The sequence below is a fragment of the Blautia sp. 1001283B150304_161114_C9 genome, assembly GCF_015668165.1.
Lineage (GTDB): Bacteria > Bacillota > Clostridia > Lachnospirales > Lachnospiraceae > Blautia_A > Blautia_A wexlerae.
Map to the genome: position 1 here is coordinate 25742 of NZ_JADPGO010000025.1, position 21734 is coordinate 47475.

Consider the following 21734-nt stretch of genomic DNA (forward strand, 5'->3'; position numbering starts at 1 on the left):
CTTGTATTTTCAGATAAATGTCGAATCATATCATAAGATGTCGGACGAAATAAATTGACATTTTCTTTAAACAAAATTACAATTATAGTTGTAATAAGACAGAAAACGGTATGTACCGATCTGCACACATCGGGTACATAACACACATAACACAACAAATCAACATATAACAAAACAACACACACAGGTAACAAGGTTACCACAAATGTAAAAATAATAATAGGGAGAAAAGAATAAGATGAACAAAATGAATGAATTGTGCGAAATGGAATTAACAGGTCGTTACGAGGAGAAACTTTCTGCTCTGAAAGCGGAAATCAGTGCAGCAGATGAGTATATCAGGCAGGATAACAGTGACCTGACGGAATTTGAGAACCGATATGAGCGCTTAGATATCCCGTATCGTGTAAAAAGATTTCTGGATGACTATATTGCGTGTATGCAGACAAAATATGAACGTCTTGCAGACCTGTGCTATCTGGCAGGAGAACAAGGATTATAAAAAAAATCTTGTTTTATCTGTCGAAATAAAGTATTGTAGTAATATACTATATTTACGACAGATAAGGAGAAAATGCGTTATGTACAGAAAGAAAAATTTTATAAGTCTGGGAATGAGCCTGGTTCTGGCAGCAGGAATTACGGTAACACCTGTAACAGCAGCAGATTTCACAGATGGTACAGTTTCTGAATTTAATTCAGATGATGCAACAGAATTTGATGTACAACAGGAAACTGCGGATAATGCGGAGTTTGCATCAGATACAGAGGATAGCATTTCGGACAAAGCAGGTTCAAATGAAGCAGATTCAGACGAAGAAGTCTTTGCAGAGGCTGTAATTCCGGACGAAAACGGTGCTGTGGATAACAGACAGCTTCTGGAGAAATATCTGAATGACATTCTGTACGGACAGGATCCGGACACACAGCCAGCAGCTTCTCTGGGTGAGGATGTACTGAATGGACAGCAGCAGACCTTATATGAGGAACTTAAGAGTAAAATCAGCGCAGTGGCATCGAAAGGTGGTTCTACCAGGTTTAAAGTCAGTTCAGATCTGGGACTGACCTGGCAGACAACAGCAAGCGGTAATGCGCTCAAAAGAGAAGTAGCCGCACACCTTAATGAACTGGATATTTCAAAGATTATCGATTGCCTGGCTGTAGATTGTCCATATGAATTGTACTGGTACGAAAAGACTGCAGCTACTACCTGGCAGTATGGTTACAGCACAAAGGCAACAGGAAACAAAACAACTGTAAAAATTGAAAATCTTTCCATATCTATGCCGGTGATCAGCAGTTATGCTTCCGGTAAATATAAAGTAAATGCAGGGATTGTACAGCTTGCAAAAAGTGCAGCAGAAAATGCCAGAATGATCGTAAAAGAATTTCAGGGTTATACAGAGACAGAAAAGCTGTACGGATATAAAGAAATGATCTGCTACCTGACTTCCTACAATGATGATGTGACGGAGGATGATGAATACGGAGATCCATGGCAGTTAATCTATGTTTTTGACGGAGATGACAGTACTAATGTGGTCTGTGAAGGTTATTCCAAGGCATTTCAGTATCTGTGCGATCTCAGTGACATTACCTGCTATACAGTGACCGGTATGATGAATGGCGGTACAGGTGAAGGTCCTCATATGTGGAATATTGTGGCAAATAACGGTAAATATTATATGGCAGATATCACAAACAGCGATGAAGGAACAGTTGGAGAAGACGGAGGTCTGTTTCTGGATACTCCGATTTCAGGAAGTATTTCCCGGGGCTATACATATGCGACAGACAGTGCGAATATATATTTTGCATATGACAAAGAAGCAAAGAGCTTATATGGAACCGGAAAAAATTCCATTCTTTATATGACGAAGGAAACGTATTCTGCTGATGATTTGACTGCAAAACCGGCAAAAACTTCAATTACAGGTATATCAAACAGGACTGCCGGAAAACTTGTGATTACATGGAAAAAGGCAAAGAGTGCAGACGGATATGAGATCTATCGCCGGGCAGGAACCACTAATCCATACGTAAGAGCAGCGGTAATTAAATCCGGTTCAACTACAAAATACACAAATGCAAAACTGAAAAAAGGACATACATATTATTACAGAATCCGTTCATACAGATATGATGAGAATGGAAGAAAGATATACAGCGGCTGGTCAACAGTAAAGAAGCAGAAGGTAAAATGAAATCGGTAATCAGAAAAAGACACAAAGGATAACGTGAATAAAACAATGATGAAAGTACTTTCGTAAAAACAGAGTACACAGTTTCAGGGGATTTTCTTGCCATATGTGGAACATCATGATACAATGAGACACGATATGACAGAGAGAACCCCTGAAATTTTATTATATTATAAGAAATTACTCCATAATGCTCTTATAATATAATAAAGCAGTATTTTTATAATACTGTAAATATCTGGAAAATATGGGAGGAATAAATATAAATGTGTGGAATTGTTGGATTTACAGGTAATCATCAGGCAGCACCTATATTATTATATGGTCTGTCCAGACTTGAATATAGAGGTTATGATTCAGCGGGACTTGCAGTTCGCGACGGCGAAGGTGATACAGAGGTTATTAAAGCGAAAGGCAGACTGAAAGTTCTTGCAGATAAAACTAATAATGGAGAATCTGTACCTGGAACATGTGGTATCGGACATACCCGTTGGGCGACACATGGAGAACCATCTGAGACAAATGCGCATCCCCATATGAGTGATGACGGTAACGTAGTAGCAGTTCATAATGGAATCATTGAGAATTATCAGGAACTGAAAGACAAACTGATCCGCAATGGCTATGAGTTTTATTCATCTACAGACACTGAAGTAGCAGTTAAACTTGTAGATTATTATTATAAGAAATATCTCGGAACACCGGTAGATGCCATTAACCATGCAATGGTCCGTATCCGCGGTTCCTATGCTCTTGCGATCATGTTTAAAGACTACCCGGGAGAGATTTATGTGGCAAGAAAAGACAGCCCGATGATCCTTGGGGTGGAGAACGGTGAATCTTACATTGCATCCGATGTTCCTGCAATTTTAAAATACACCAGAAATGTATATTATATTGGAAATCTGGAGATGGCTCGTATCAGAAAAGGGGAGATCACGTTCTACAATCTGGATGGTGATGAGATCCAGAAAGAGCCGAAAACAATTGAATGGGATGCAGAAGCGGCGGAGAAAGCGGGATTTGAACATTTCATGATAAAAGAAATTCATGAACAGCCGAAAGCAGTTCGGGATACTTTGAATTCTGTACTCAAAGATGATCGTATTGATTTCTCAGAAGTAGGTCTTACAGATGAGGAAATCAAAAAGATCAGCCAGATCTATATTGTAGCCTGTGGCTCTGCTTACCATGTGGGAATGGCAGCCCAGTATGTGATTGAAGATCTGACAAGGATTCCGGTACGTGTGGAACTGGCATCGGAATTCCGATACAGAAATCCGATTTTAGATCCGGAAGGTCTTGTGGTCATTGTCAGCCAGTCAGGGGAAACAGCAGACAGCCTTGCGGCACTTCGTGAGGCGAAACAGAGAGGTATCCGTACACTGGGAATTGTCAATGTGGTAGGTTCTTCCATTGCCAGAGAAGCGGATAATGTTTTTTACACTCTGGCGGGACCGGAAATTTCTGTAGCAACTACCAAGGCATACAGTACTCAGCTGATTGCCTCCTATGCATTGGCAGTGCAGTTTGGAAAAGTCAGAGAACAGATTACAGAAGAAAAATATCAGGAGCTGATCGCAGAGCTGAAAACACTTCCGGATAAGATTGCCAAGATTATTGAAGATGACAAAGAGCGTATCCAGTGGTTTGCGGCTAAGCAGGCAAATGCCAGGGATGCTTTCTTTATCGGGCGTGGTATTGACTATGCCATCAGTATGGAAGGCAGCCTGAAGATGAAAGAAGTCAGTTATGTACACACAGAAGCTTATGCGGCCGGAGAACTGAAACATGGCACAATCTCTCTGATTGAGGACGGAACTCTTGTGATCGGTATTCTCACGCAGAATCATCTCTATGAGAAAACAGTCTCCAATATGGTAGAATGTAAGAGCCGCGGTGCATACCTGATGGGACTCACCACATATGGACATTATAATATAGAAGATACTGCAGATTTCACAGTTTATATTCCGAAAACAGATCCACACTTTGCAACTTCACTGGCAATTATTCCTTTGCAGCTGCTTGGCTACTATGTCAGCGTAGCCAAAGGCCTGGATGTAGATAAGCCGAGAAATCTGGCTAAGAGTGTAACTGTAGAATAGTGCCGGGAAAACAATATAATATGTAGCGTAATGCCACAGACTGTAAAGGATTAATACGGTCTGTGGCATTTTTTTCAAAATCCCAGAATCTCATGAAAATAGATCTGATTTTGAATAACAGAAGGATGTTCAGGTTTCAGTGTTCTGGCTTTCCGGTGAAATTCAAAAGCTTCTTTGTGCATTCCGGATTTGTCCAGACATACACATAATTGCAGAAATGGTATGAAATTATGGCAGTCCGGAATATAGAATCCTCCGTTTTGGCTGTTGTCCGGTGCAAGAAGTGCCTGATGATACCAGTGAGCTGCCATGGAAAAGTTCTGTTTCATAAAAAATATTTTCCCAATCTCACAGCATATTTCGGCTCTTGGAATATCTGACATGAAACTGTGAAACAGTATCTCAAGAGCATACTGGTCATTGCCTGATGCCTGATAACAATAGGAGAGAACCAGACAACTGTCCAGTCTGTTTTCAATCCAGCCGTCCGGCTCTTTCAGAAATTTTTTCAGAACACAGATGGCATACTCGTATTGCTTATGATAAAAAAGTTCCCGGCCATAATAAAATAAGTCTCTGGATTCCAGAGGCTCTCCTTCTTCAATCATCTGTTGATAGATGTGCAGATTTCGAAAGGAAGAGCAGGGTTTTATTTTGCGATGTTCAATCTGTATGGGAGAATAAAGGATGTTCCCGGTGGGAATGATGGATTCATGAACTCTTCCCCGCCATCTGAAATTTCGGGAAGTTTTTAAGATGCGTTCTCTGTAACAGGAGAATGCAGCATGATTCCATTCATCGAAATCTGTGACATAATCCATCATAACCATATCTGTGTTCGGACTCAGTGTTTCTTTTAATTGTTTTAGTCTGTACAGATTTTCCTGAGTGATCATGTCGTCTGCATCCAGCCACATCCAGTAATCAGTACTGACTTTTTCCGAAATAAAATTCCGGGCAGCAGAAAAATCATTTTTCCATGGAAAATCATAAACTTCTGCTGTAAATTCTCTGATAATTTCTTTGGTCCTGTCTGTAGAACCGGTATCACAGATAAGAATTTTGTCTACAATTTCTTTCATGGGTTTCAGGATACGCGGCAATACTTTTTCTTCATTTTTTACAATCATACAAAGGCTGAGAGAAATCATGGAAGATAATTTAAAGCACCTTTTGAGAAAATCAGGAGGAGCATTTGCCCCTCCTGAGGTTTAAGTTGCAAGAAGTCCGGCTGCGCGGAGATTTGCGAGAAGCTGATTAAACTGGGTTACAATATCTGTCTGACCTGTGGCATCTGCTACGGCCGCTGCCGGAGCTACAGTACCGGCAGGTCCGGTAGCACCAGTGGCACCAGTAGGTCCGGCAGGTCCGGCAGCACCAGTAGGTCCGATAGCTCCGGCAGGTCCGGCAGGGCCAGTGGCTCCGGTAGCTCCGACAGGTCCGGTAGCGCCAGTGGCTCCAACAGGTCCGACAGGACCTGGGTAGCCTTGAAGTCCGGGTTCACCCTGGGGGCCCTGAGGTCCCATTGGACCAACGGGACCGGGACAGCCTCTGGGTCCGGTAGGACCAGGACAACCGCGCGGCCCCTGAGGTCCCTGACAGTCACAGCTGCAGCGATTGTTATTGTTACAACAGGATGTACCGGATAATTCCGGATCATCTGAGGTATGACGACTAAACAGCATAGAAAAGTATCACCTCTGGAAAATCCTATATCGTCAGACTAGACAGTCTGCCCGGCAGACTGTAATTTTACAGGACATTCCGGCAGTTGTCGTGGAATCTGACAATAATAGATTGCAGTTCTCGATATTAGTATATGTTTCATATGTGAGTTTGTGACTTACTATTGTATAACTGTCAACTACCCATTACCTAAAGGCAATGGGCTTGTAACTGCCCAGTCGTAGTAACGGTTTACGCCTTCGACCTTTTATCCCCAATAGGTATTGCTACCTAAAGTGGCGTTACATCATAGGGTGGTTGACAGCATCCTTTACAGACAAGATATACTCATCTGTAACTGTATCAGGTACTAAACTTCCCATGCTATACAGCAAACATTCTTTTACGGGTAAGATTTTACGCAATACGCGAGTTTTTTACTTTATAGGAAAGAAATATAAAAACTGCTGTGGAAGATAAGTTTATTTTCCTGACAGGATAATTATCAAAAATGAAAAGAGTCTGATGCATAAAACATATAGGTTTATGCGTTGGATTCTTTTTTGTCTCTTGCCCAATAAGTTCCGGTATGCTATGATAAACAAAAGCATATTTTCTAATTATCTAAATCTATGTAACTGTCCGGTATTTTCAACAGTTACAGCCAAATCTCAATTCATATACAGATCATGAATCTGTTCTTTCAGAAAAGTCATGCTTTAATTTTCACTATTTATTTCTAGCAGGAGTTTTCTAAAAGACAGGAACTCCTGAACATATTTATTAAGGAGGTTATAAGATGCTGTATAAGAAGACAGAAAAGCTATCAATAATAAAGAGGGAGGGTGAGATAATGGGTATGTTTGTAAATCCGAATGCTGCAGCATTTCAGTGTGCAGTCAATTCAGAAGTATATATAGACAAAACGGGATTATTGGAATATACAAATAAAGTATTGGGCACAAATGCCAGGTTTATATGTAACAGTCGTCCGCGCAGATTCGGGAAATCTGTTACTGTAGATATGCTGACTGCATATTACAGTAAAGGATGCGACACTGAAAAAATGTTTTCAGGACTGGAAATCAGCAAATGTCTGGATTTTTACGAACATTTAAATAAATATGATGTCATTCATTTTGATGTACAATGGTGCTGTATATCAGCAGGTTCCAGTGAGAATTTAATTTCATATATCACGAATATCGTTGTTTCCGAATTAAGAGAGACTTATCCTGAAGTCAATCTGGTGGAAAACAGCACTATATATGGAGCAATGGCACGAATTAATACTGTATTAGGAAAACAGTTTATTGTAATCATTGATGAATGGGATGTTCTGATCCGTGATGAAGCCCATAATCAGGCAGCGCAGGAAATGTATATTGACTTTCTCAGAAACATGTTTAAAGGAATTGAGGCATCAAAATATATCGCACTTGCATATCTGACCGGAATTTTACCGATAAAGAAATTAAAAACCCAGTCTGCCTTAAATAATTTCACCCAGTTTACAATGCTTAATGCCGGCCCATTGACACCATATATCGGCTTTAATGAAGATGAAGTAATCGATTTGTGTGAAAAATATGAGATAGATTTTGCAGAAGTGAGGCGGTGGTACGATGGTTACCGTCTTGGAGATTACCATGTATATAATCCCAATGCGTTAGTAAATCTGACAATTATGCGGACATTCCAGAGCTACTGGTCACAGACAGGAACCTATCTGTCAATCCTGCCACTGATCAACATGGATTTTGATGGTCTGCGGACATCCATTATAGAGATGCTGTCCGGTTCCTCTGTAGAAGTAAATGTGAATGAATTTCAGAATGATATGGTCAGCTTCGCAGACAAAGATGATGTATTGACTCTGCTGATTCACCTGGGTTACCTTGCCTACGACCAGAGAACCCAGAGAGCTTACATTCCCAATGAAGAAATCCGTCAGGAATTTCGTGCCGCAACCAAACGAAATAAATGGAATGAACTGATTGAATTCCAGCAGGAATCTGAAAAACTGCTGGAAGCCACCTGGGAAATGGATGCAGAAACAGTTGCTGAACAGATAGAGAAAATCCATGCAGAATACACATCAGTGATTCAGTACAATAACGAGAATTCCCTGAGCAGTGTACTCAGCATTGCCTACTTAAGTGCAATAAAATACTATTTTAAGCCAATCCGGGAACTCCCGACAGGAAGAGGCTTCGCAGATTTCGTCTTCATCCCCAAACCACTGTACAGAGACTATTATCCTGCATTACTCGTCGAACTGAAATGGAACAAAGACGCAGAAACTGCTCTGAATCAGATAAAAGAACGAAAATATCCAGAGTCATTACAGCAGTATACAGGAGATATTTTGCTGGTGGGGATCAACTACGATAAAAAAGAAAAAGTACATCAGTGTGTAATCGAAAAATGGTTTCCACTGTGTATATAGAACGTAACTTCAAAAGAATCATATAAGTTATGAGAAAAGACATTCTACCTCAGTGGATGGAATGTCTTTTTTATATAATTTTTAGCTTGCATCTATGTAAAATTGATATCAGAAAATTCCCTCTTTTTATGTTGACATTACTAAAAGCAAGACTATAATGAAAACCGAAAAAAGAATCTGACACGATTGGAAAGGGGAAGTTAATTATGAGTACAGTTTTGCCAAGAGAAGAAGCAGTAGAAACAATTTTTTCTAAAATTTTGGCTTCGCCGGAAGCATCCGGACGATTAAGCGGAGTTTTTTATGACCATATAGATGACGACCATCGTCTGACAGATAATGACAGAGATCATTTCCTGCAGGTATTGTTTCATGCGTACCAGAACGGTGATATCAGTGCACTGCTGTTGGAATTATGCGGCAGAAGTATGTTTGACCTGTTAAGGGAGGCTTATCTGATCCCGAAGAAATTCCACGGAAAAGCAGGAGAGAACCCGGTGCTCCTTACAGATGCAGCCGGAGAACTTCTTCCCGGGGAAAAGGTTTCAGCCAGAGAATATGCAAAATTCAAGGAAACATATGAACATCATGAATGTGCCCCCAGATCTGCGCTGTATCTTGCAGATGGTTATGATCTTGTCCGTACCTATACAGAAGGTCTGAACATTACAGAAGAAAAAGATAACCGTAAACGTGGTGTCCTGGCTCTTTATGCACTTCCCGACACCTGTAAACTGGGTCTGACAGAAGCACAGGCATATGCCGTTGTATGGGATGCTTTCCAGAAGATTCAGGAAGAAGCCCCAAGAGCCATGGTATACTACGGACAGGAAACAGGTCTGAAGAAAGAGAATCCGGATAAACCCTATGATGAAATTGGAATTCTTCTTCCTATCCATGAATTTGAGAAAAAAATGCTGCAGCATTTAGACGAGATTGACGGAATCGTACTGGCATGCAGAGAGAAAATGATGGAGAAAGCAGGAAATGACAGTCTGCAGCTTTAACAAATCAAGCAAGTAGCAAAGCGGATGATTTTATCCGATTGACAATATAGAATGAGGAAGTGAGAAAAATGCCGCAGGAAGTGATTAAAAAGAACCATATGGATGTTGCCTGGCATGAGTATACAGATGAAAATGGGGAAAATGTACCAGTTGTAGATTCCAGCATCGCAGAGAAAGCATCTGTTATCGGACGTGTGGGGATTATGTTTCTCTCATGCGGTACCGGAGCATGGAGAGTGAGAAGTTCCATGAATACACTGGCAGAAGCACTTGGCATTACGTGTACGGCGGATATTGGTCTGATGTCCATTGAATATACATGTTATGACGGAGAAAATGGTTTTACCCAGTCGTTGTGCCTGACTAATACAGGCGTAAATACTTTGAAGTTAAATCGTCTGGAACACTTTATCCGAAACTTTGAAAAAGAAGGAAAACATATGTCAGGAGAACAGCTGCATACATTTCTTGACAATATTGAAAAAACACATGGTTTATATTCCCCGCCTGCACTGGGACTTGCTGCAGCGATCGCATGCTGCGGATTTACATTTCTTCTTGGGGGCGGTCCGATCGAGATGTTCTGTGCATTTGTCGGGGCAGGAATTGGAAATTATCTCCGTTGCAAACTGACCAAACACCATTTTACATTGTTCTTATGTATTGTGTCTTCTGTATCTCTGGCATGTTTTGCATATGCAGGTCTGCTCAAACTTGGAGAAATATTATTTGGTATTTCTGTTCAGCACGAAGCGGGATATATCTGTGCAATGCTCTTTATCATACCGGGATTTCCGTTTATTACCAGTGGTATTGACCTTGCAAAACTGGATATGCGTTCAGGAATAGAACGTCTGACTTATGCTTTGATCGTTATTCTGGTAGCTACTATGTCAGCATGGATCATGGCACTGATCCTGCATTTGAAACCTGTAGATTTTATAAAACTTTCACTGTCAACAGAGCAGTGGATCTTATTCAGGCTTCTTGCAAGTTTCTGCGGAGTGTTTGGATTCTCTATCATGTTTAACAGCCCGGTTCGTCTGTCAGTCGCAGCAGCCGGGATAGGAGCAGTTGCCAATACTCTGAGACTGGAACTGGTAGACCTTGCAAATATTCCTCCTGCTGCAGCCGCATTTATTGGTGCACTTACTGCGGGACTTCTGGCGTCCCTGTTGAAGAATAAAGTCGGATATCCAAGGATATCTGTAACAGTTCCCTCAATCGTTATCATGGTTCCGGGATTATATTTATACAGAGGATTTTATAATCTTGGTATTATGTCATTATCAGTAGCTGCATCCTGGTTTGCGTCTGCGATCCTTATCATTGCAGCGTTGCCATTAGGGCTAATCTTTGCACGTATTCTGACAGATAAAGCTTTCAGATACTGTACTTAACCGAATCAAAAATCAGGGAAATCCCCAACCACTGCTTAAATTGCAAAAAGCAATAAGCAGTGGTTGGGGATTTGTTCGTGCAAGTATCTACTCCAATAGGAAAATGTGAAAATTATATCAAACTAACAAACAATTTTATGCTTCCAAACAAATATTTAAACGAAAAAATTGTTCAGATTTCTGTACAAAAGCTCTTGTCAATTTTTTGACAATGTGTTATCATTAAGACGTCAATTTTGTTAGGAGAAAAGGAGTATTAAGATTATGAGCAGTAAAATTACTATCATTGGAGCCGGCAGCGTCGGATCTACCATCGCGTACACTTTATCAAGCCAGGATATCGCATCTGAAATTGTTCTGATCGATATCAACAAAAAGAAAGCAGAAGGTGAAGTTCTGGATATCATCCAGGGAACCTGCTTCAGAGATCCTATCTCTATCATTGCCGGAGACTACGAAGATGCTAGGGATTCTGACATCGTTATCATCACATCCGGTATTGCCCGTAAACCAGGGCAGACAAGACTTGAACTTACACAGACAAATGTAAATATCCTCAAATCTATCACACCGGAGATCGTAAAGGCAGCTCCAAATGCCCTTTATCTGATCGTAAGCAATCCGGTTGATATCATGACTTATGTATTTACAAAGATTTCCGGACTTCCAGAAAACCAGATCCTTGGTTCCGGTACAATTCTTGACTCTGCACGTCTGCGCTGCGGATTATCCGAACATTTCCAGATTGCACAGAGTAATATCCATGCCTATGTATTCGGTGAGCATGGAGATACATCCTTTATTCCGTGGTCTGGTGCCTATATTTCAGGTGTAAGTGTGGATGAATATTACGACCTTGAGAAGAAACTCGGTAAGGATATTGAACCGATTGATAAAGAAGCAATGCTTCAGTATGTACAGAAATCTGGCGGTGAGATCATTTCCAAGAAAGGTGCAACTTTCTATGCAGTATCCTCTTCTGTATGCAAACTTTGCAGCCTTCTTGTATCTTCTTCAGAGTCTATCTCTACAGTATCTACTATGATGCATGGAGAGTACGGAATCGATGATGTATGCCTGAGTACATTAACTCTGGTAGGACCAAATGGTGTACAGGGCAAAGTTCCAATGAGAATGACAAAAGCTGAGATCGAACAGCTTAAGAAGAGTGCAGATGCACTGAAAGAAATTATTGCTCAGATTGACCTTAATTAATAATATATCAGACAAAACATTCAGAAGTACAGGTACAGCCTGTTCTTCTGAATCCATATTACTGTTTACTCCTTTTTAATTATTAGCCAAAATTCTGTACTGTAAGCGGAAACAGACGAATTTTGGCTTACATATATCAAAAGCAAAAAAATATATAAATAATATTTTTATTAATTTTTTGAAAGATACTATGATTGTGAGTAAATAGAAAAGCGGAAGATTTTATCTGCCTGAAAAAGATTAATTTAGATCAGAAGAATTGAGCAATGATGCGTGATAAAAAAATTATCAAAAACCTCTTGTTAAAATGTTGTCAATATGATATAATATTTTTCGGAAATCGAGCTGATACACTCCTTTAATTGCGGAGGAAGGGTGTGCGAACTCTTTTATTTTCTATGTCTCAACAAAGATATAAAAAGTAATTGTATTAGACTTGATTTATATTTTTGTCCATATATTGTTAAAAAAAAGACAAAGACTAGCGACTGTTATTTACGGGCGCTATATATCGGGGCAAATTGCTTTTGGACCCTGATATCATTATTTGAGCAACATGAATTTATCTGAACAACTAAGAAAGGATAATGTTAAGTATGAAGTACAGTTATTATCCGGGTTGTACCCTGAGAAACAAGGCGAAAGATCTGGACGAATATGCCAGAGCCAGCGCCAGAGCACTTGGGTTTGAACTGGAAGAGATCGAAGACTGGCAGTGCTGCGGAGGTGTTTATCCTCTGGGAACTGACGAAATTGCTACGAAGCTTTCTTCTGTACGTGCTCTTAATCAGGCCAAAGAAAAGGGCCAGGATCTGGTAACAATCTGCTCTGCCTGTCATCACGTGATCAAACGTGTCAATGATGATATGAAAAATGTGGAGGATATCCGCACCAGAGCAAATAATTACATGCAGCTTGATGAGCCTTATGAAGGCGAGACAACAGTGCTCCATTATCTGGAAGTACTTCGCGACAAAGTCGGTTTCGACAAGCTGAAAGAGAAGGTAGTAAACCCGCTTACAGGAAAGAAAATCGGAGCCTATTACGGATGTCTCTTATTACGTCCGGGCAAGATCATGGCTTTTGATGATCCGGAGAATCCGACAATCATGGAAGATTTCATCCGTGCACTTGGGGCAGAACCGGTAATCTATCCATACAGAAATGAATGCTGCGGCGGTTACATTTCTCTGAAAGAAAAAGATATGTCTCAGAACATGTGTCAGAAAATCGAAGATAGTGCGAAAGGCTTTGGCGCAGATATGCTGATCACAGCCTGTCCATTGTGTAAATATAATTTAAATAAAAACGCTTCCAGCGAACTGCCTGTATATTATTTCACAGAGCTCCTTGCAGAAGCCCTCGGAGTAAAAGAGGAGGTGGCAAAATGAGAAACCAGCATTCAGCAGCAGAAAAGATCAAAGAGATCTCCGGAACCAATCCGCTGAAATGTATGAAATGTGGAAAATGTTCTGCTACCTGCCCATCTTTCAATGAAATGGATATCAAGCCACATCAGTTTGTATCCTATGTTGTAAATGAAGATATCGAAGCACTTGTCAATTCAAAGTCTCTCTGGAAATGCCTTTCCTGCTTCGCCTGTGTAGAGCGTTGTCCAAGAGATGTAAAACCGGGAAAGATCATCGATGCAGCAAGACAGTTAGTTGTTCGTGAAAAAGGCGGCGATTATCTGAAAGCAGATGAGATACCACAGCTTCTTGATCCGGAACTGCCACAGCAGCTTCTGGTAAGTGCATTCAGAAGATACAGGAGGTAAGCCAGCGTGCAGAGAATTGGTGTATTTGTCTGTCATTGCGGAAGTAATATCGCCGCTACGGTAGATGTAAAAAAAGTTGTTGAATTAGCTGCCAAAGAGCCGGGTGTCGTTCATGCAGAAGACTACCAGTACATGTGCTCAGAAGCAGGCCAGGCTAAAATTCAGGAAGCCATTAAAGAGAAAAACCTGACAGGCGTTGTTGTCTGTTCATGCTCTCCACGTATGCATGAGGCAACATTCAGAAAAGCAGCTGAAAGAGCTGGCCTGAATCCATACATGGTGGAGATTGCAAATATCCGTGAGCACTGCTCCTGGATCCACAAGGATATGGAAGAGGCTACAAAGAAAGCTGTGATCCTTGCCAGAGCAGCAATCGCAAAAGTAAACTTAAACACACCTCTTCAGCCAGGAGAGAGCCGTGTTACAAAGAGAGCCCTGATCATCGGCGGCGGTATTGCCGGAATCCAGACAGCCCTGGATATCGCAGATGCAGGATATGAAGTAGATATCGTAGAGAAGACTCCAAGTATCGGTGGAAGAATGTCACAGCTTGATAAAACATTCCCGACACTTGACTGTTCTGCATGTATCCTCACACCTAAGATGGTAGAGGCAGCAGCACATGAGAAGATCAATATCTATACATACAGTGAAGTAGAACATGTCAGCGGTTTCGTAGGTGATTTCACCGTTGATATCAGAAAGAAAGCAAGAAGTGTAAATATGGACAAATGTACAGGCTGCGGTGTCTGCCAGGAAAAATGTCCGTCCAAGAAGATTCCGAACGAATTTAACAGAGGATTAAATAACAGAACTGCTATTTACACTCCATTTGCACAGGCAATCCCGAATGTTCCGGTTATCGACCGTGAGAACTGTCTGAAATTTAAAACAGGAAAATGTGGTGTCTGCTCCAAAGTATGTCAGGCAGGAGCCATTGATTACGATCAGCAGGATGAGATCGTAACACAGAAATACGGTGCAATCGTAGTTGCCACAGGTTTTGATACCATCAAACTTGACAAATATGATGAATATGCGTACAGCCAGAGTAAAGATGTTATCACATCCCTGGAACTGGAACGTATCATGAACGCAGCAGGTCCTACAAAAGGACACTTAGAGCGTCTTTCCGACGGAAAGGCTCCGAAAGAGCTGGTATTTATCCAGTGTGTGGGAAGCAGATGTTCTGATGACAGAGGAAAGCCATACTGTTCCAAGATCTGCTGTATGTACACAGCAAAACATGCAATGCTGATTCGTGATAAATATCCGGATACAAATGTAACCGTATTCTATATTGATGTGCGTACACCTGGTAAGAACTTCGATGAGTTCTACAGAAGAGCCGTAGAACAGTACGGCGTAAACTACATCAAAGGCCAGGTAGGAAAAGTTATTCCGCAGCCGGACGGAAGCCTTCTTGTACAGGGATCTGACCTGATCGACAACAAACAAATCCTTAAGAAAGCAGATATGGTCGTTCTTGCAACAGCCATTGAACCGAACCCGGATGTTCGTAAGATCGCTACTATGCTTACAGCAAGTATTGATACAAACAACTTCCTCACAGAAGCCCATGCAAAACTCCGTCCTGTAGAATCTCCTACAGCAGGTATCTTCCTTTCCGGTGTATGCCAGGGACCGAAAGATATTCCGGAGACAGTTGCACAGGCCGGTGCTGCAGCAGTTAAGGCAATCGGCCTTCTTGCAAAAGATAAACTGACAACCAACCCATGTACAGCAAAATCCGATGAACTGTTATGTAACGGATGTTCTACATGTGCAAATGTCTGCCCATATGGAGCAATTTCCTATGAGGATAAAGAAGTAAATGACCACGGTATCCGTGAAACAAGAAGAGTAGCCGTTGTAAATACAGCACTTTGCCAGGGCTGTGGTGCATGTACAGTAGCCTGCCCGTCCGGTGCTATGGATCTGCAGGGCTTTTCCAACAGACAGATTATCGCGGAGGTAGATGCAATATGTCGATAGAAACAAACGAAGAATTCAGACCTAAGATTGTGGCATTCTGTTGTAACTGGTGTAGTTACGCAGGTGCAGACCTTGCAGGAAGCAGCCGTCTTTCTTATCCGGCTGATGTAAAGATCATTCGTGTTCCATGTTCCTGCCGTGTCAATCCAATGTTCATCCTCCGCGCTTTTGAGAAAGGTGCTGACGGTGTGATCATGTGTGGCTGTCATCCTGGAGACTGTCACTACAGTACAGGTAACTACTATGCAAGAAGACGTATGACACTTCTTTTCTCCATGCTGGACTATATCGGTGTGGAAAACGGAAGAACAAGAGTAGAATGGGTTTCCGCTGCTGAAGGTGTGAAATTCTCCCAGACTATGAATGAGTTTGTAGAGAAGATCCATTCACTTGGTAAGAACGTAAGATTGGAGGATTTAAGATGCAGGAGCTGATAAATCGTGCAAAAGAACTGCTTGCTGACGGTACAGTTGCAAGAGTTCTGGGATGGAAAGCCGGAGATCTGCCTTACAATCCGGAACCGGCTTACTTTGAAACAGAAGAATCTCTGAAAGATTTTGTATATAACGGATTCTGCGGTGCAAACTTAAGCAAATATATGATCGAAGCTTCCAAACTGGAAGGCAAGACACTGGTTTGTTTAAAACCATGTGATACATACAGCTTTAATCAGCTGATCAAAGAGCATCGTGTAGACCGTGAGAAAGCTTATATCATTGGTGTTGGATGTAAAGGAAAACTGGATATCGAGAGAATCCGCAAACAGGGAATCAAAGGTATCGAAAGCATTTCCGGTGCAGAGATCACAGATGAGGCAGAAACACTGACTATTCAGACAATCTATGGTGAGAAGACCTGTGCATACAAAGATGCAATGCTTGAAAGATGTCACGTATGTAAAGGAAAAGAACATAAGATTTATGATGAACTTATCGGTGAGTCCAAAGACACAAAAGATGCAGATCGTTTTGCAGAAGTAGAGAAGATCGAAGCAATGAGCCCGGAAGAAAAATTTGCATTCTTCCAGAGCCAGTTAAGCAAATGTATCCGCTGCAATGCCTGCCGTAATGTCTGTCCTGCATGTAGCTGCCGTAAATGTGTATTCGACAGCAATAAGTTTGACAGTGCGCAGAAAGCAAACGTGGACTCTTTCGAAGAGAAGATGTTCCATATCATCCGTGCATTCCATGTGGCAGGAAGATGTACAGACTGCGGCGAATGCAGCAGAGTATGTCCTCAGGGAATTCCGCTTCACCTGTTCAATCGTAAATTTATCAAAGATATTGATACATTCTATGGTGAATATCAGGCAGGAGAGGATTCAACATCCAAGGGACCTCTTACAAACTTTACATTTGAAGATGTTGAGCCGAGTATCGTGGCAGAAAGGGGATAATGTATGTATAAGATAGCAGCAGAGAATCTGCAGGCATTATTCCAGAAGATTGCCGCAGATCAGGATTTATATTTACCGGTCAAAGTCAGTGATCAGGTAAACTTCAAAGCATGGAGCGAAGATGCAGAAGTTTGTCTTGATACTTTAAAAACTGTAAAATCACCAAAAGATGCTTTTTTTCCACAGAGTGAAAACCTCTACACCTGTAAGAAAGAGGAGAAGAATATCTCCATTGAGCCACAGGCATTACAGGAAAAGAACTTTGTTGTGTTCGGAATGAAAGCCTGCGATATCCAGGGTGTAAAAGTACTGGATAACGTATTCTTAAGTGATCCGATCGATACTTTCTATGCAGCCAGAAGAGATCATGGTACGATTGTAGCACTTGCATGCCATGAGCCGGAAGAAAGCTGTTTCTGTAAAGTATTCGGTATTGACTGCGCAGACCCTGTTGCAGATGTTGCAACATGGATGATCGAGGGAGAGCTTTACTGGAAACCTCTTACAGAGAAAGGGGAAGCCCTTACAAAAGCAGTTGCAGAACTTCTCAACGATGCTGACGAAGCAAAAGTAGAAGAAGAGAAAGCTGCGATCCACGCAATCGTAGAGAAGCTTCCGTACTCTAATCTTTCTCTGGAAGGATGGGGACAGGAAGATTACATGGATCGTTTCAATTCTCCTGTATGGGAAGAACTTTATAAACCATGTCTGGCATGTGGTACCTGTACATTTGTATGCCCTACCTGCCAGTGCTATGACATCAAAGATTATGACACAGGACACGGCGTACAGCGTTACCGCTGCTGGGATTCCTGTATGTACTCTGACTTTACCATGATGGCACACGGAAATAACCGTAACAGCCAGATGCAGCGTTTCCGTCAGAGATTCATGCATAAGCTTGTTTACTATCCTGTAAACAATAACGGAATGTTCTCCTGTGTAGGCTGTGGTCGTTGCGTTGAGAAATGCCCGTCATCCTTAAATATCGTAAAAGTCATCAAAGCTTTTGAAAATCAGGGAGGTGAAAAATAATGAGCGAATGTACCTGCCATAAAAACTATACATTAGACACACTGATCCCAAAGGTTGGTGTGATCACAGATATCCGCCAGGAGACACCGGACGTTAAGACCTTCCGCGTAAATGCTCCTGAAGGTGGAAAGCTTTTTGAACATATGCCTGGCCAGTGTGCAATGGTCTGCGCACCAGGTGTAAGTGAAGGTATGTTTTCCATTACTTCTTCACCTACAAATAAAGAATATCAGGAATTCAGTATCAAGAAGTGCGGTGCACTGACCGATTATCTCCACAGCCTTCAGGTTGGAGATGAGATCACAGTCCGTGGACCATACGGAAATCATTTCCCTGTAGAAGATAAATTAAAAGGTAAAAACCTTCTGTTTATCGCAGGTGGTATCGGACTTGCACCTCTTCGTTCTGTTATCAACTATGTACTGGATAACCGTGCAGATTACGGAACAGTAGATATCCTCTATGGTTCCCGTTCCGCAGATGACCTGGTACAGTTAAAAGAAATCCAGGAAGTCTGGATGAAAGCAGAGGGAGTTAATGTTTATCTGACAATCGACCGTGAACAGGAAGGCTGGGACGGACACGTTGGATTCGTTCCTTCTTATCTGAAAGAGATTGGATTCGATACAAACAAAACAGCACTTGTCTGCGGACCGCCGATCATGATCAAGTTCGTTCTTGCAGGACTGGAAGAACTGGGCTTCTCCAGAGAACAGGTTTACACAACTCTGGAGCTTCGTATGAAATGCGGTATCGGTAAATGCGGCCGTTGCAATATCGGTTCCAAATACGTCTGCAAAGACGGTCCGGTATTCAGATGCGACGAGATTGATGAATTACCTGCAGAATATTGATAAGCAATGAGCAGTGCAGAAAGTGATGTGAAGGAATGCGTCATGCTTGCATATAAGCATTCTTTCACAGAACATTCTGTAGGGCGAACGCCCTCAAGCGAGAAGTAGCGTAGCGGATTCGAGCTTGTATGTGCTGCTGACGACAGATGATATATATAGAAAGGACTGGTAATCTCAAATGGAAAAGAATATGGTAAACGTATATTTTTTCGGTAAGAAATACAGCGTACCTGCAGAACTTACAATTATGACTGCCATGGAATATGCCGGTTATACATTAAAGAGAGGATGCGGCTGCAGACACGGATTCTGCGGAGCCTGCGCAACAATCTACAGAATCAAAGGTGAAAACGAGCTGAAAACATGTCTTGCCTGTCAGACACAGGTACAGGAAGGAATGTATGTAGCAAGCATCCCGTTCTTCCCTACAGATAAGAGACTCTACAACATCGAAGACCTGAAACCGAATCAGCAGGTAATGATGGAACTCTATCCGGAAATCTACAGCTGTATCGGATGTAATGCCTGTACAAAAGCATGTACTCAGGACTTAAATGTAATGCAGTACATCGCATATGCACAGAGAGGCGAACTTGAAAAATGTGCAGAGGAATCCTTCGACTGCGTAAGCTGCGGATGCTGTTCTGTAAGATGTCCGGCCGGTATTTCCCATCCGATGGTAGGTCTTCTGGCAAGACGTCTCACAGGTAAATATATCGCGCCTAAGAGCGAACATCTGGAGAAACGTGTAGAAGAAATCCACGAAGGTAAATATGATGATCTGATCGAGCAGATCATGCAGAAACCAATCACAGACATGCAGGAACTTTACAACAACAGAGAAATTGAGAAATAGGGAGGGCGTAAAACATGTATGCACCATATCCAGAAAATATGATGGAATCCATCAAAAAGGTAGAGGCTACAAGAGCACAGCGTATGGCAACAGAGCCAAGACGTCTGACAGCTGAAGAGAAAGACGCTCTTCTTGAGAAATTCCATCCGGATTATAATCCAGACGCGTTTGCAGAAATCAAAGTCGGACCAAACAAAGGACAGAAAGCTCCTCTGGAACTGGCAGAAATGCTTCATTCAACAAGCCGTCTGATCAACGAAAAAATTGACCTTACAAAAATTGATTATGATGTAGATGTACTTGTGATCGGCGGTGGCGGTGCAGGTTCTTCCTGTGCCATTGAAGCACACAATGCAGGTGCAGACGTTATGATCGTTACAAAGCTTCGTATCGGTGATGCCAACACAATGATGGCAGAGGGCGGTATCCAGGCTGCAGACAAAGAGAATGATTCTCCTGTACAGCATTATCTGGACTGCTTCGGCGGCGGACATTTTGCAGCAAAACCGGAACTGGTAAAGAGACTGGTAATGGAAGCTCCGGATGCCATCAAATGGCTCAATGACCTTGGTGTTGAATTTGATAAAGCAGAAGACGGAACCATGGTTACCACACACGGCGGCGGTACTTCCAGAAAGAGAATGCATGCTGCAAAGGATTATTCCGGATCTGAGATCATGCGTACCATCAGAGATGAAGTTCTGAATCTTAAGATTCCGGTAGTTGAATTTACTTCAGCTGTTGAACTTCTGAAAGATGAAAAAGGACAGGTTGCAGGTGCAGTTCTTCTTAACATGGAAACAGGAGATTATTCTGTTGCAAGAGCCAAAACTGTTGTAATCGCAACAGGTGGTGCAGGAAGAATGCATTATCAGGGATTCCCGACATCTAACCATTATGGCGCAACTGCAGACGGACTTGTACTTGGATACAGAGCAGGTGCTTCCCTTCTTTATCAGGATTCTATCCAGTACCATCCAACAGGAGCAATCTATCCATCACAGATCATGGGTGCTCTGGTAACTGAGAAAGTTCGTTCTGTTGGTGCACAGCTTGTAAATGCAAACGGAGAAGCTTATATTCATCCGCTTGAAACCCGTGACGTAAATGCTTCCGGTGTTATCCGTGAATGTGAAGAAGGCCGCGGCGTAGAAGTTCCGGGAGGACTGAAAGGTGTATGGCTTGACACTCCGATGATCGAGATCCTCGGTGGCGAAGGAACCATCGAAAAGAGAATCCCGGCTATGTTCCGTATGTACATGAACTACGGCATTGATATGAGAAAAGTTCCTATCGTTATTTATCCGACACTTCATTACCAGAACGGTGGTCTTGAGATTAACGGAGACGGATTCACAAAAGAAATTCCAAACCTGTTAGTTGCAGGAGAAGCCGCAGGTGGAATCCACGGAAGAAACCGACTGATGGGTAACTCTCTTCTGGATGTTATCGTATTCGGAAGAAATGCAGGTAAAAAGGCAGCTGCAAAATGCAAGAATGTAGAGCTTGGTGAAATGAACCTCGATCATATCTACAAATATGCAGATGAACTGGACAAAGCAGATTTACATACTGACAAAGTATCTCCATTACTGCTTCCAAAATATGCCCGTCACGAGCAGCGCTGATAAAAGGTCAGACAATCAGAATATAAAAGTTACTGTAACCAGTATACGATAAAAATGTTCCGGTATCGGTGCCGGGAAATTGCCGTTACCGGAAACCTTTGATATAATGAAAAAGGGAATATGTCATTGCTTAATGGCATATCCAAAA

18 protein-coding genes are annotated in these 21734 nt (G+C 41.9%); 16 read left to right on the forward strand and 2 right to left on the reverse strand.

The window, feature by feature from the left end; genetic code table 11:
* The first annotated feature begins 238 nt into the window (after nt 1-238).
* From I4V44_RS12685 to glmS, 3 genes are all read left to right on the forward strand, one after another.
* Nucleotides 239-502: a hypothetical protein gene (locus I4V44_RS12685; protein WP_008703001.1), complete on the forward strand. Its 264-nt coding sequence runs from the start codon at nt 239-241 to the stop codon at nt 500-502.
* Between the two features lie 79 nt (nt 503-581).
* On the forward strand, nt 582-2204 hold the full coding sequence (locus I4V44_RS12690) for a hypothetical protein (RefSeq protein WP_196002809.1): 1623 nt from the start codon (nt 582-584) through the stop codon (nt 2202-2204).
* Nucleotides 2205-2467: 263 nt separating this feature from the next.
* Nucleotides 2468-4309, forward strand: coding sequence for a glutamine--fructose-6-phosphate transaminase (isomerizing) (gene glmS / locus I4V44_RS12695; protein WP_196002810.1), 1842 nt, complete (start codon nt 2468-2470; stop codon nt 4307-4309).
* 74 nt (nt 4310-4383) lie between these two features.
* Here the strand turns inward: glmS and I4V44_RS12700 are convergent, their stop codons facing one another.
* Both I4V44_RS12700 and I4V44_RS12705 read right to left on the reverse strand, forming a co-directional pair.
* Entirely contained in the window at nt 4384-5439 is a 1056-nt protein-coding gene (locus I4V44_RS12700; RefSeq protein ID WP_243280277.1) for a tetratricopeptide repeat-containing glycosyltransferase, read from the reverse strand.
* An 81-nt stretch (nt 5440-5520) separates the two neighbouring features.
* Nucleotides 5521-5994 (reverse strand): collagen-like protein, encoded by a 474-nt coding sequence (locus tag I4V44_RS12705; RefSeq protein ID WP_118587697.1) that lies wholly within the window; start codon nt 5992-5994, stop codon nt 5521-5523.
* An 833-nt stretch (nt 5995-6827) separates the two neighbouring features.
* On the opposite strand from I4V44_RS12705, the gene I4V44_RS12710 reads away from it, so the two are divergent.
* From I4V44_RS12710 to I4V44_RS12770, 13 genes are all read left to right on the forward strand, one after another.
* Nucleotides 6828-8423: an AAA family ATPase gene (locus I4V44_RS12710; RefSeq protein ID WP_118587713.1), complete on the forward strand. Its 1596-nt coding sequence runs from the start codon at nt 6828-6830 to the stop codon at nt 8421-8423.
* Nucleotides 8424-8629: 206 nt separating this feature from the next.
* Nucleotides 8630-9430, forward strand: coding sequence for a DUF4866 domain-containing protein (locus tag I4V44_RS12715; protein WP_008703013.1), 801 nt, complete (start codon nt 8630-8632; stop codon nt 9428-9430).
* Nucleotides 9431-9498: 68 nt separating this feature from the next.
* On the forward strand, nt 9499-10830 hold the full coding sequence (locus I4V44_RS12720) for a threonine/serine ThrE exporter family protein (RefSeq protein WP_196002812.1): 1332 nt from the start codon (nt 9499-9501) through the stop codon (nt 10828-10830).
* A 264-nt stretch (nt 10831-11094) separates the two neighbouring features.
* A complete protein-coding gene (locus tag I4V44_RS12725; RefSeq protein ID WP_008703016.1) occupies nt 11095-12045 on the forward strand; it encodes an L-lactate dehydrogenase in 951 nt (316 codons plus the stop codon).
* 596 nt (nt 12046-12641) lie between these two features.
* Nucleotides 12642-13436, forward strand: a complete 795-nt coding sequence (locus I4V44_RS12730; protein ID WP_118521581.1) for a CoB--CoM heterodisulfide reductase iron-sulfur subunit B family protein — start codon at nt 12642-12644, stop codon at nt 13434-13436.
* On the forward strand, nt 13433-13822 hold the full coding sequence (locus tag I4V44_RS12735; RefSeq protein ID WP_008703021.1) for a 4Fe-4S dicluster domain-containing protein: 390 nt from the start codon (nt 13433-13435) through the stop codon (nt 13820-13822). Before I4V44_RS12730 ends, I4V44_RS12735 begins: the two co-directional genes overlap by 4 nt.
* Before the next feature lie 6 nt (nt 13823-13828).
* On the forward strand, nt 13829-15817 hold the full coding sequence (locus I4V44_RS12740; RefSeq protein ID WP_196002813.1) for a CoB--CoM heterodisulfide reductase iron-sulfur subunit A family protein: 1989 nt from the start codon (nt 13829-13831) through the stop codon (nt 15815-15817).
* On the forward strand, nt 15808-16251 hold the full coding sequence (locus tag I4V44_RS12745) for a hydrogenase iron-sulfur subunit (protein ID WP_008703025.1): 444 nt from the start codon (nt 15808-15810) through the stop codon (nt 16249-16251). Before I4V44_RS12740 ends, I4V44_RS12745 begins: the two co-directional genes overlap by 10 nt.
* Entirely contained in the window at nt 16239-17213 is a 975-nt protein-coding gene (locus tag I4V44_RS12750; RefSeq protein WP_022380682.1) for a 4Fe-4S dicluster domain-containing protein, read from the forward strand. Before I4V44_RS12745 ends, I4V44_RS12750 begins: the two co-directional genes overlap by 13 nt.
* 3 nt (nt 17214-17216) lie before the next feature.
* Complete coding sequence (locus tag I4V44_RS12755; RefSeq protein ID WP_196002814.1) at nt 17217-18248, forward strand: 4Fe-4S dicluster domain-containing protein; 1032 nt, start codon at nt 17217-17219, stop codon at nt 18246-18248.
* Nucleotides 18248-19102 carry an FAD/NAD(P)-binding protein gene (locus I4V44_RS12760; protein ID WP_022380684.1) on the forward strand — a complete coding sequence of 285 codons (855 nt, stop codon included), beginning with the start codon at nt 18248-18250 and terminating at the stop codon, nt 19100-19102. Before I4V44_RS12755 ends, I4V44_RS12760 begins: the two co-directional genes overlap by 1 nt.
* A 178-nt stretch (nt 19103-19280) precedes the next feature.
* On the forward strand, nt 19281-19958 hold the full coding sequence (locus I4V44_RS12765) for a 2Fe-2S iron-sulfur cluster-binding protein (protein WP_008703029.1): 678 nt from the start codon (nt 19281-19283) through the stop codon (nt 19956-19958).
* Nucleotides 19959-19972: 14 nt separating this feature from the next.
* Nucleotides 19973-21586: an FAD-dependent oxidoreductase gene (locus I4V44_RS12770; RefSeq protein ID WP_025576996.1), complete on the forward strand. Its 1614-nt coding sequence runs from the start codon at nt 19973-19975 to the stop codon at nt 21584-21586.
* The last annotated feature ends 148 nt before the right edge of the window (nt 21587-21734 follow it).

What these genes read in the sequence shown, in the direction of transcription:
- I4V44_RS12755 (WP_196002814.1), top strand. Translation starts at nt 17,217, where the DNA reads ATGTATAAGATAGCAGCAGAGAATCTGCAGGCATTATTCCAGAAGATT.
- I4V44_RS12720 (WP_196002812.1), top strand. Translation starts at nt 9,499, where the DNA reads ATGCCGCAGGAAGTGATTAAAAAGAACCATATGGATGTTGCCTGGCAT.
- I4V44_RS12685 (WP_008703001.1), top strand. Translation starts at nt 239, where the DNA reads ATGAACAAAATGAATGAATTGTGCGAAATGGAATTAACAGGTCGTTAC.
- I4V44_RS12690 (WP_196002809.1), top strand. Translation starts at nt 582, where the DNA reads ATGTACAGAAAGAAAAATTTTATAAGTCTGGGAATGAGCCTGGTTCTG.
- I4V44_RS12765 (WP_008703029.1), top strand. Translation starts at nt 19,281, where the DNA reads ATGGAAAAGAATATGGTAAACGTATATTTTTTCGGTAAGAAATACAGC.
- I4V44_RS12730 (WP_118521581.1), top strand. Translation starts at nt 12,642, where the DNA reads ATGAAGTACAGTTATTATCCGGGTTGTACCCTGAGAAACAAGGCGAAA.
- I4V44_RS12770 (WP_025576996.1), top strand. Translation starts at nt 19,973, where the DNA reads ATGTATGCACCATATCCAGAAAATATGATGGAATCCATCAAAAAGGTA.
- I4V44_RS12725 (WP_008703016.1), top strand. Translation starts at nt 11,095, where the DNA reads ATGAGCAGTAAAATTACTATCATTGGAGCCGGCAGCGTCGGATCTACC.
- I4V44_RS12700 (WP_243280277.1), bottom strand. Translation starts at nt 5,439, where the DNA reads ATGATTGTAAAAAATGAAGAAAAAGTATTGCCGCGTATCCTGAAACCC.
- I4V44_RS12760 (WP_022380684.1), top strand. Translation starts at nt 18,248, where the DNA reads ATGAGCGAATGTACCTGCCATAAAAACTATACATTAGACACACTGATC.
- I4V44_RS12715 (WP_008703013.1), top strand. Translation starts at nt 8,630, where the DNA reads ATGAGTACAGTTTTGCCAAGAGAAGAAGCAGTAGAAACAATTTTTTCT.
- I4V44_RS12750 (WP_022380682.1), top strand. Translation starts at nt 16,239, where the DNA reads ATGCAGGAGCTGATAAATCGTGCAAAAGAACTGCTTGCTGACGGTACA.
- I4V44_RS12710 (WP_118587713.1), top strand. Translation starts at nt 6,828, where the DNA reads ATGGGTATGTTTGTAAATCCGAATGCTGCAGCATTTCAGTGTGCAGTC.
- I4V44_RS12705 (WP_118587697.1), bottom strand. Translation starts at nt 5,994, where the DNA reads ATGCTGTTTAGTCGTCATACCTCAGATGATCCGGAATTATCCGGTACA.
- glmS (WP_196002810.1), top strand. Translation starts at nt 2,468, where the DNA reads ATGTGTGGAATTGTTGGATTTACAGGTAATCATCAGGCAGCACCTATA.
- I4V44_RS12735 (WP_008703021.1), top strand. Translation starts at nt 13,433, where the DNA reads ATGAGAAACCAGCATTCAGCAGCAGAAAAGATCAAAGAGATCTCCGGA.
- I4V44_RS12745 (WP_008703025.1), top strand. Translation starts at nt 15,808, where the DNA reads ATGTCGATAGAAACAAACGAAGAATTCAGACCTAAGATTGTGGCATTC.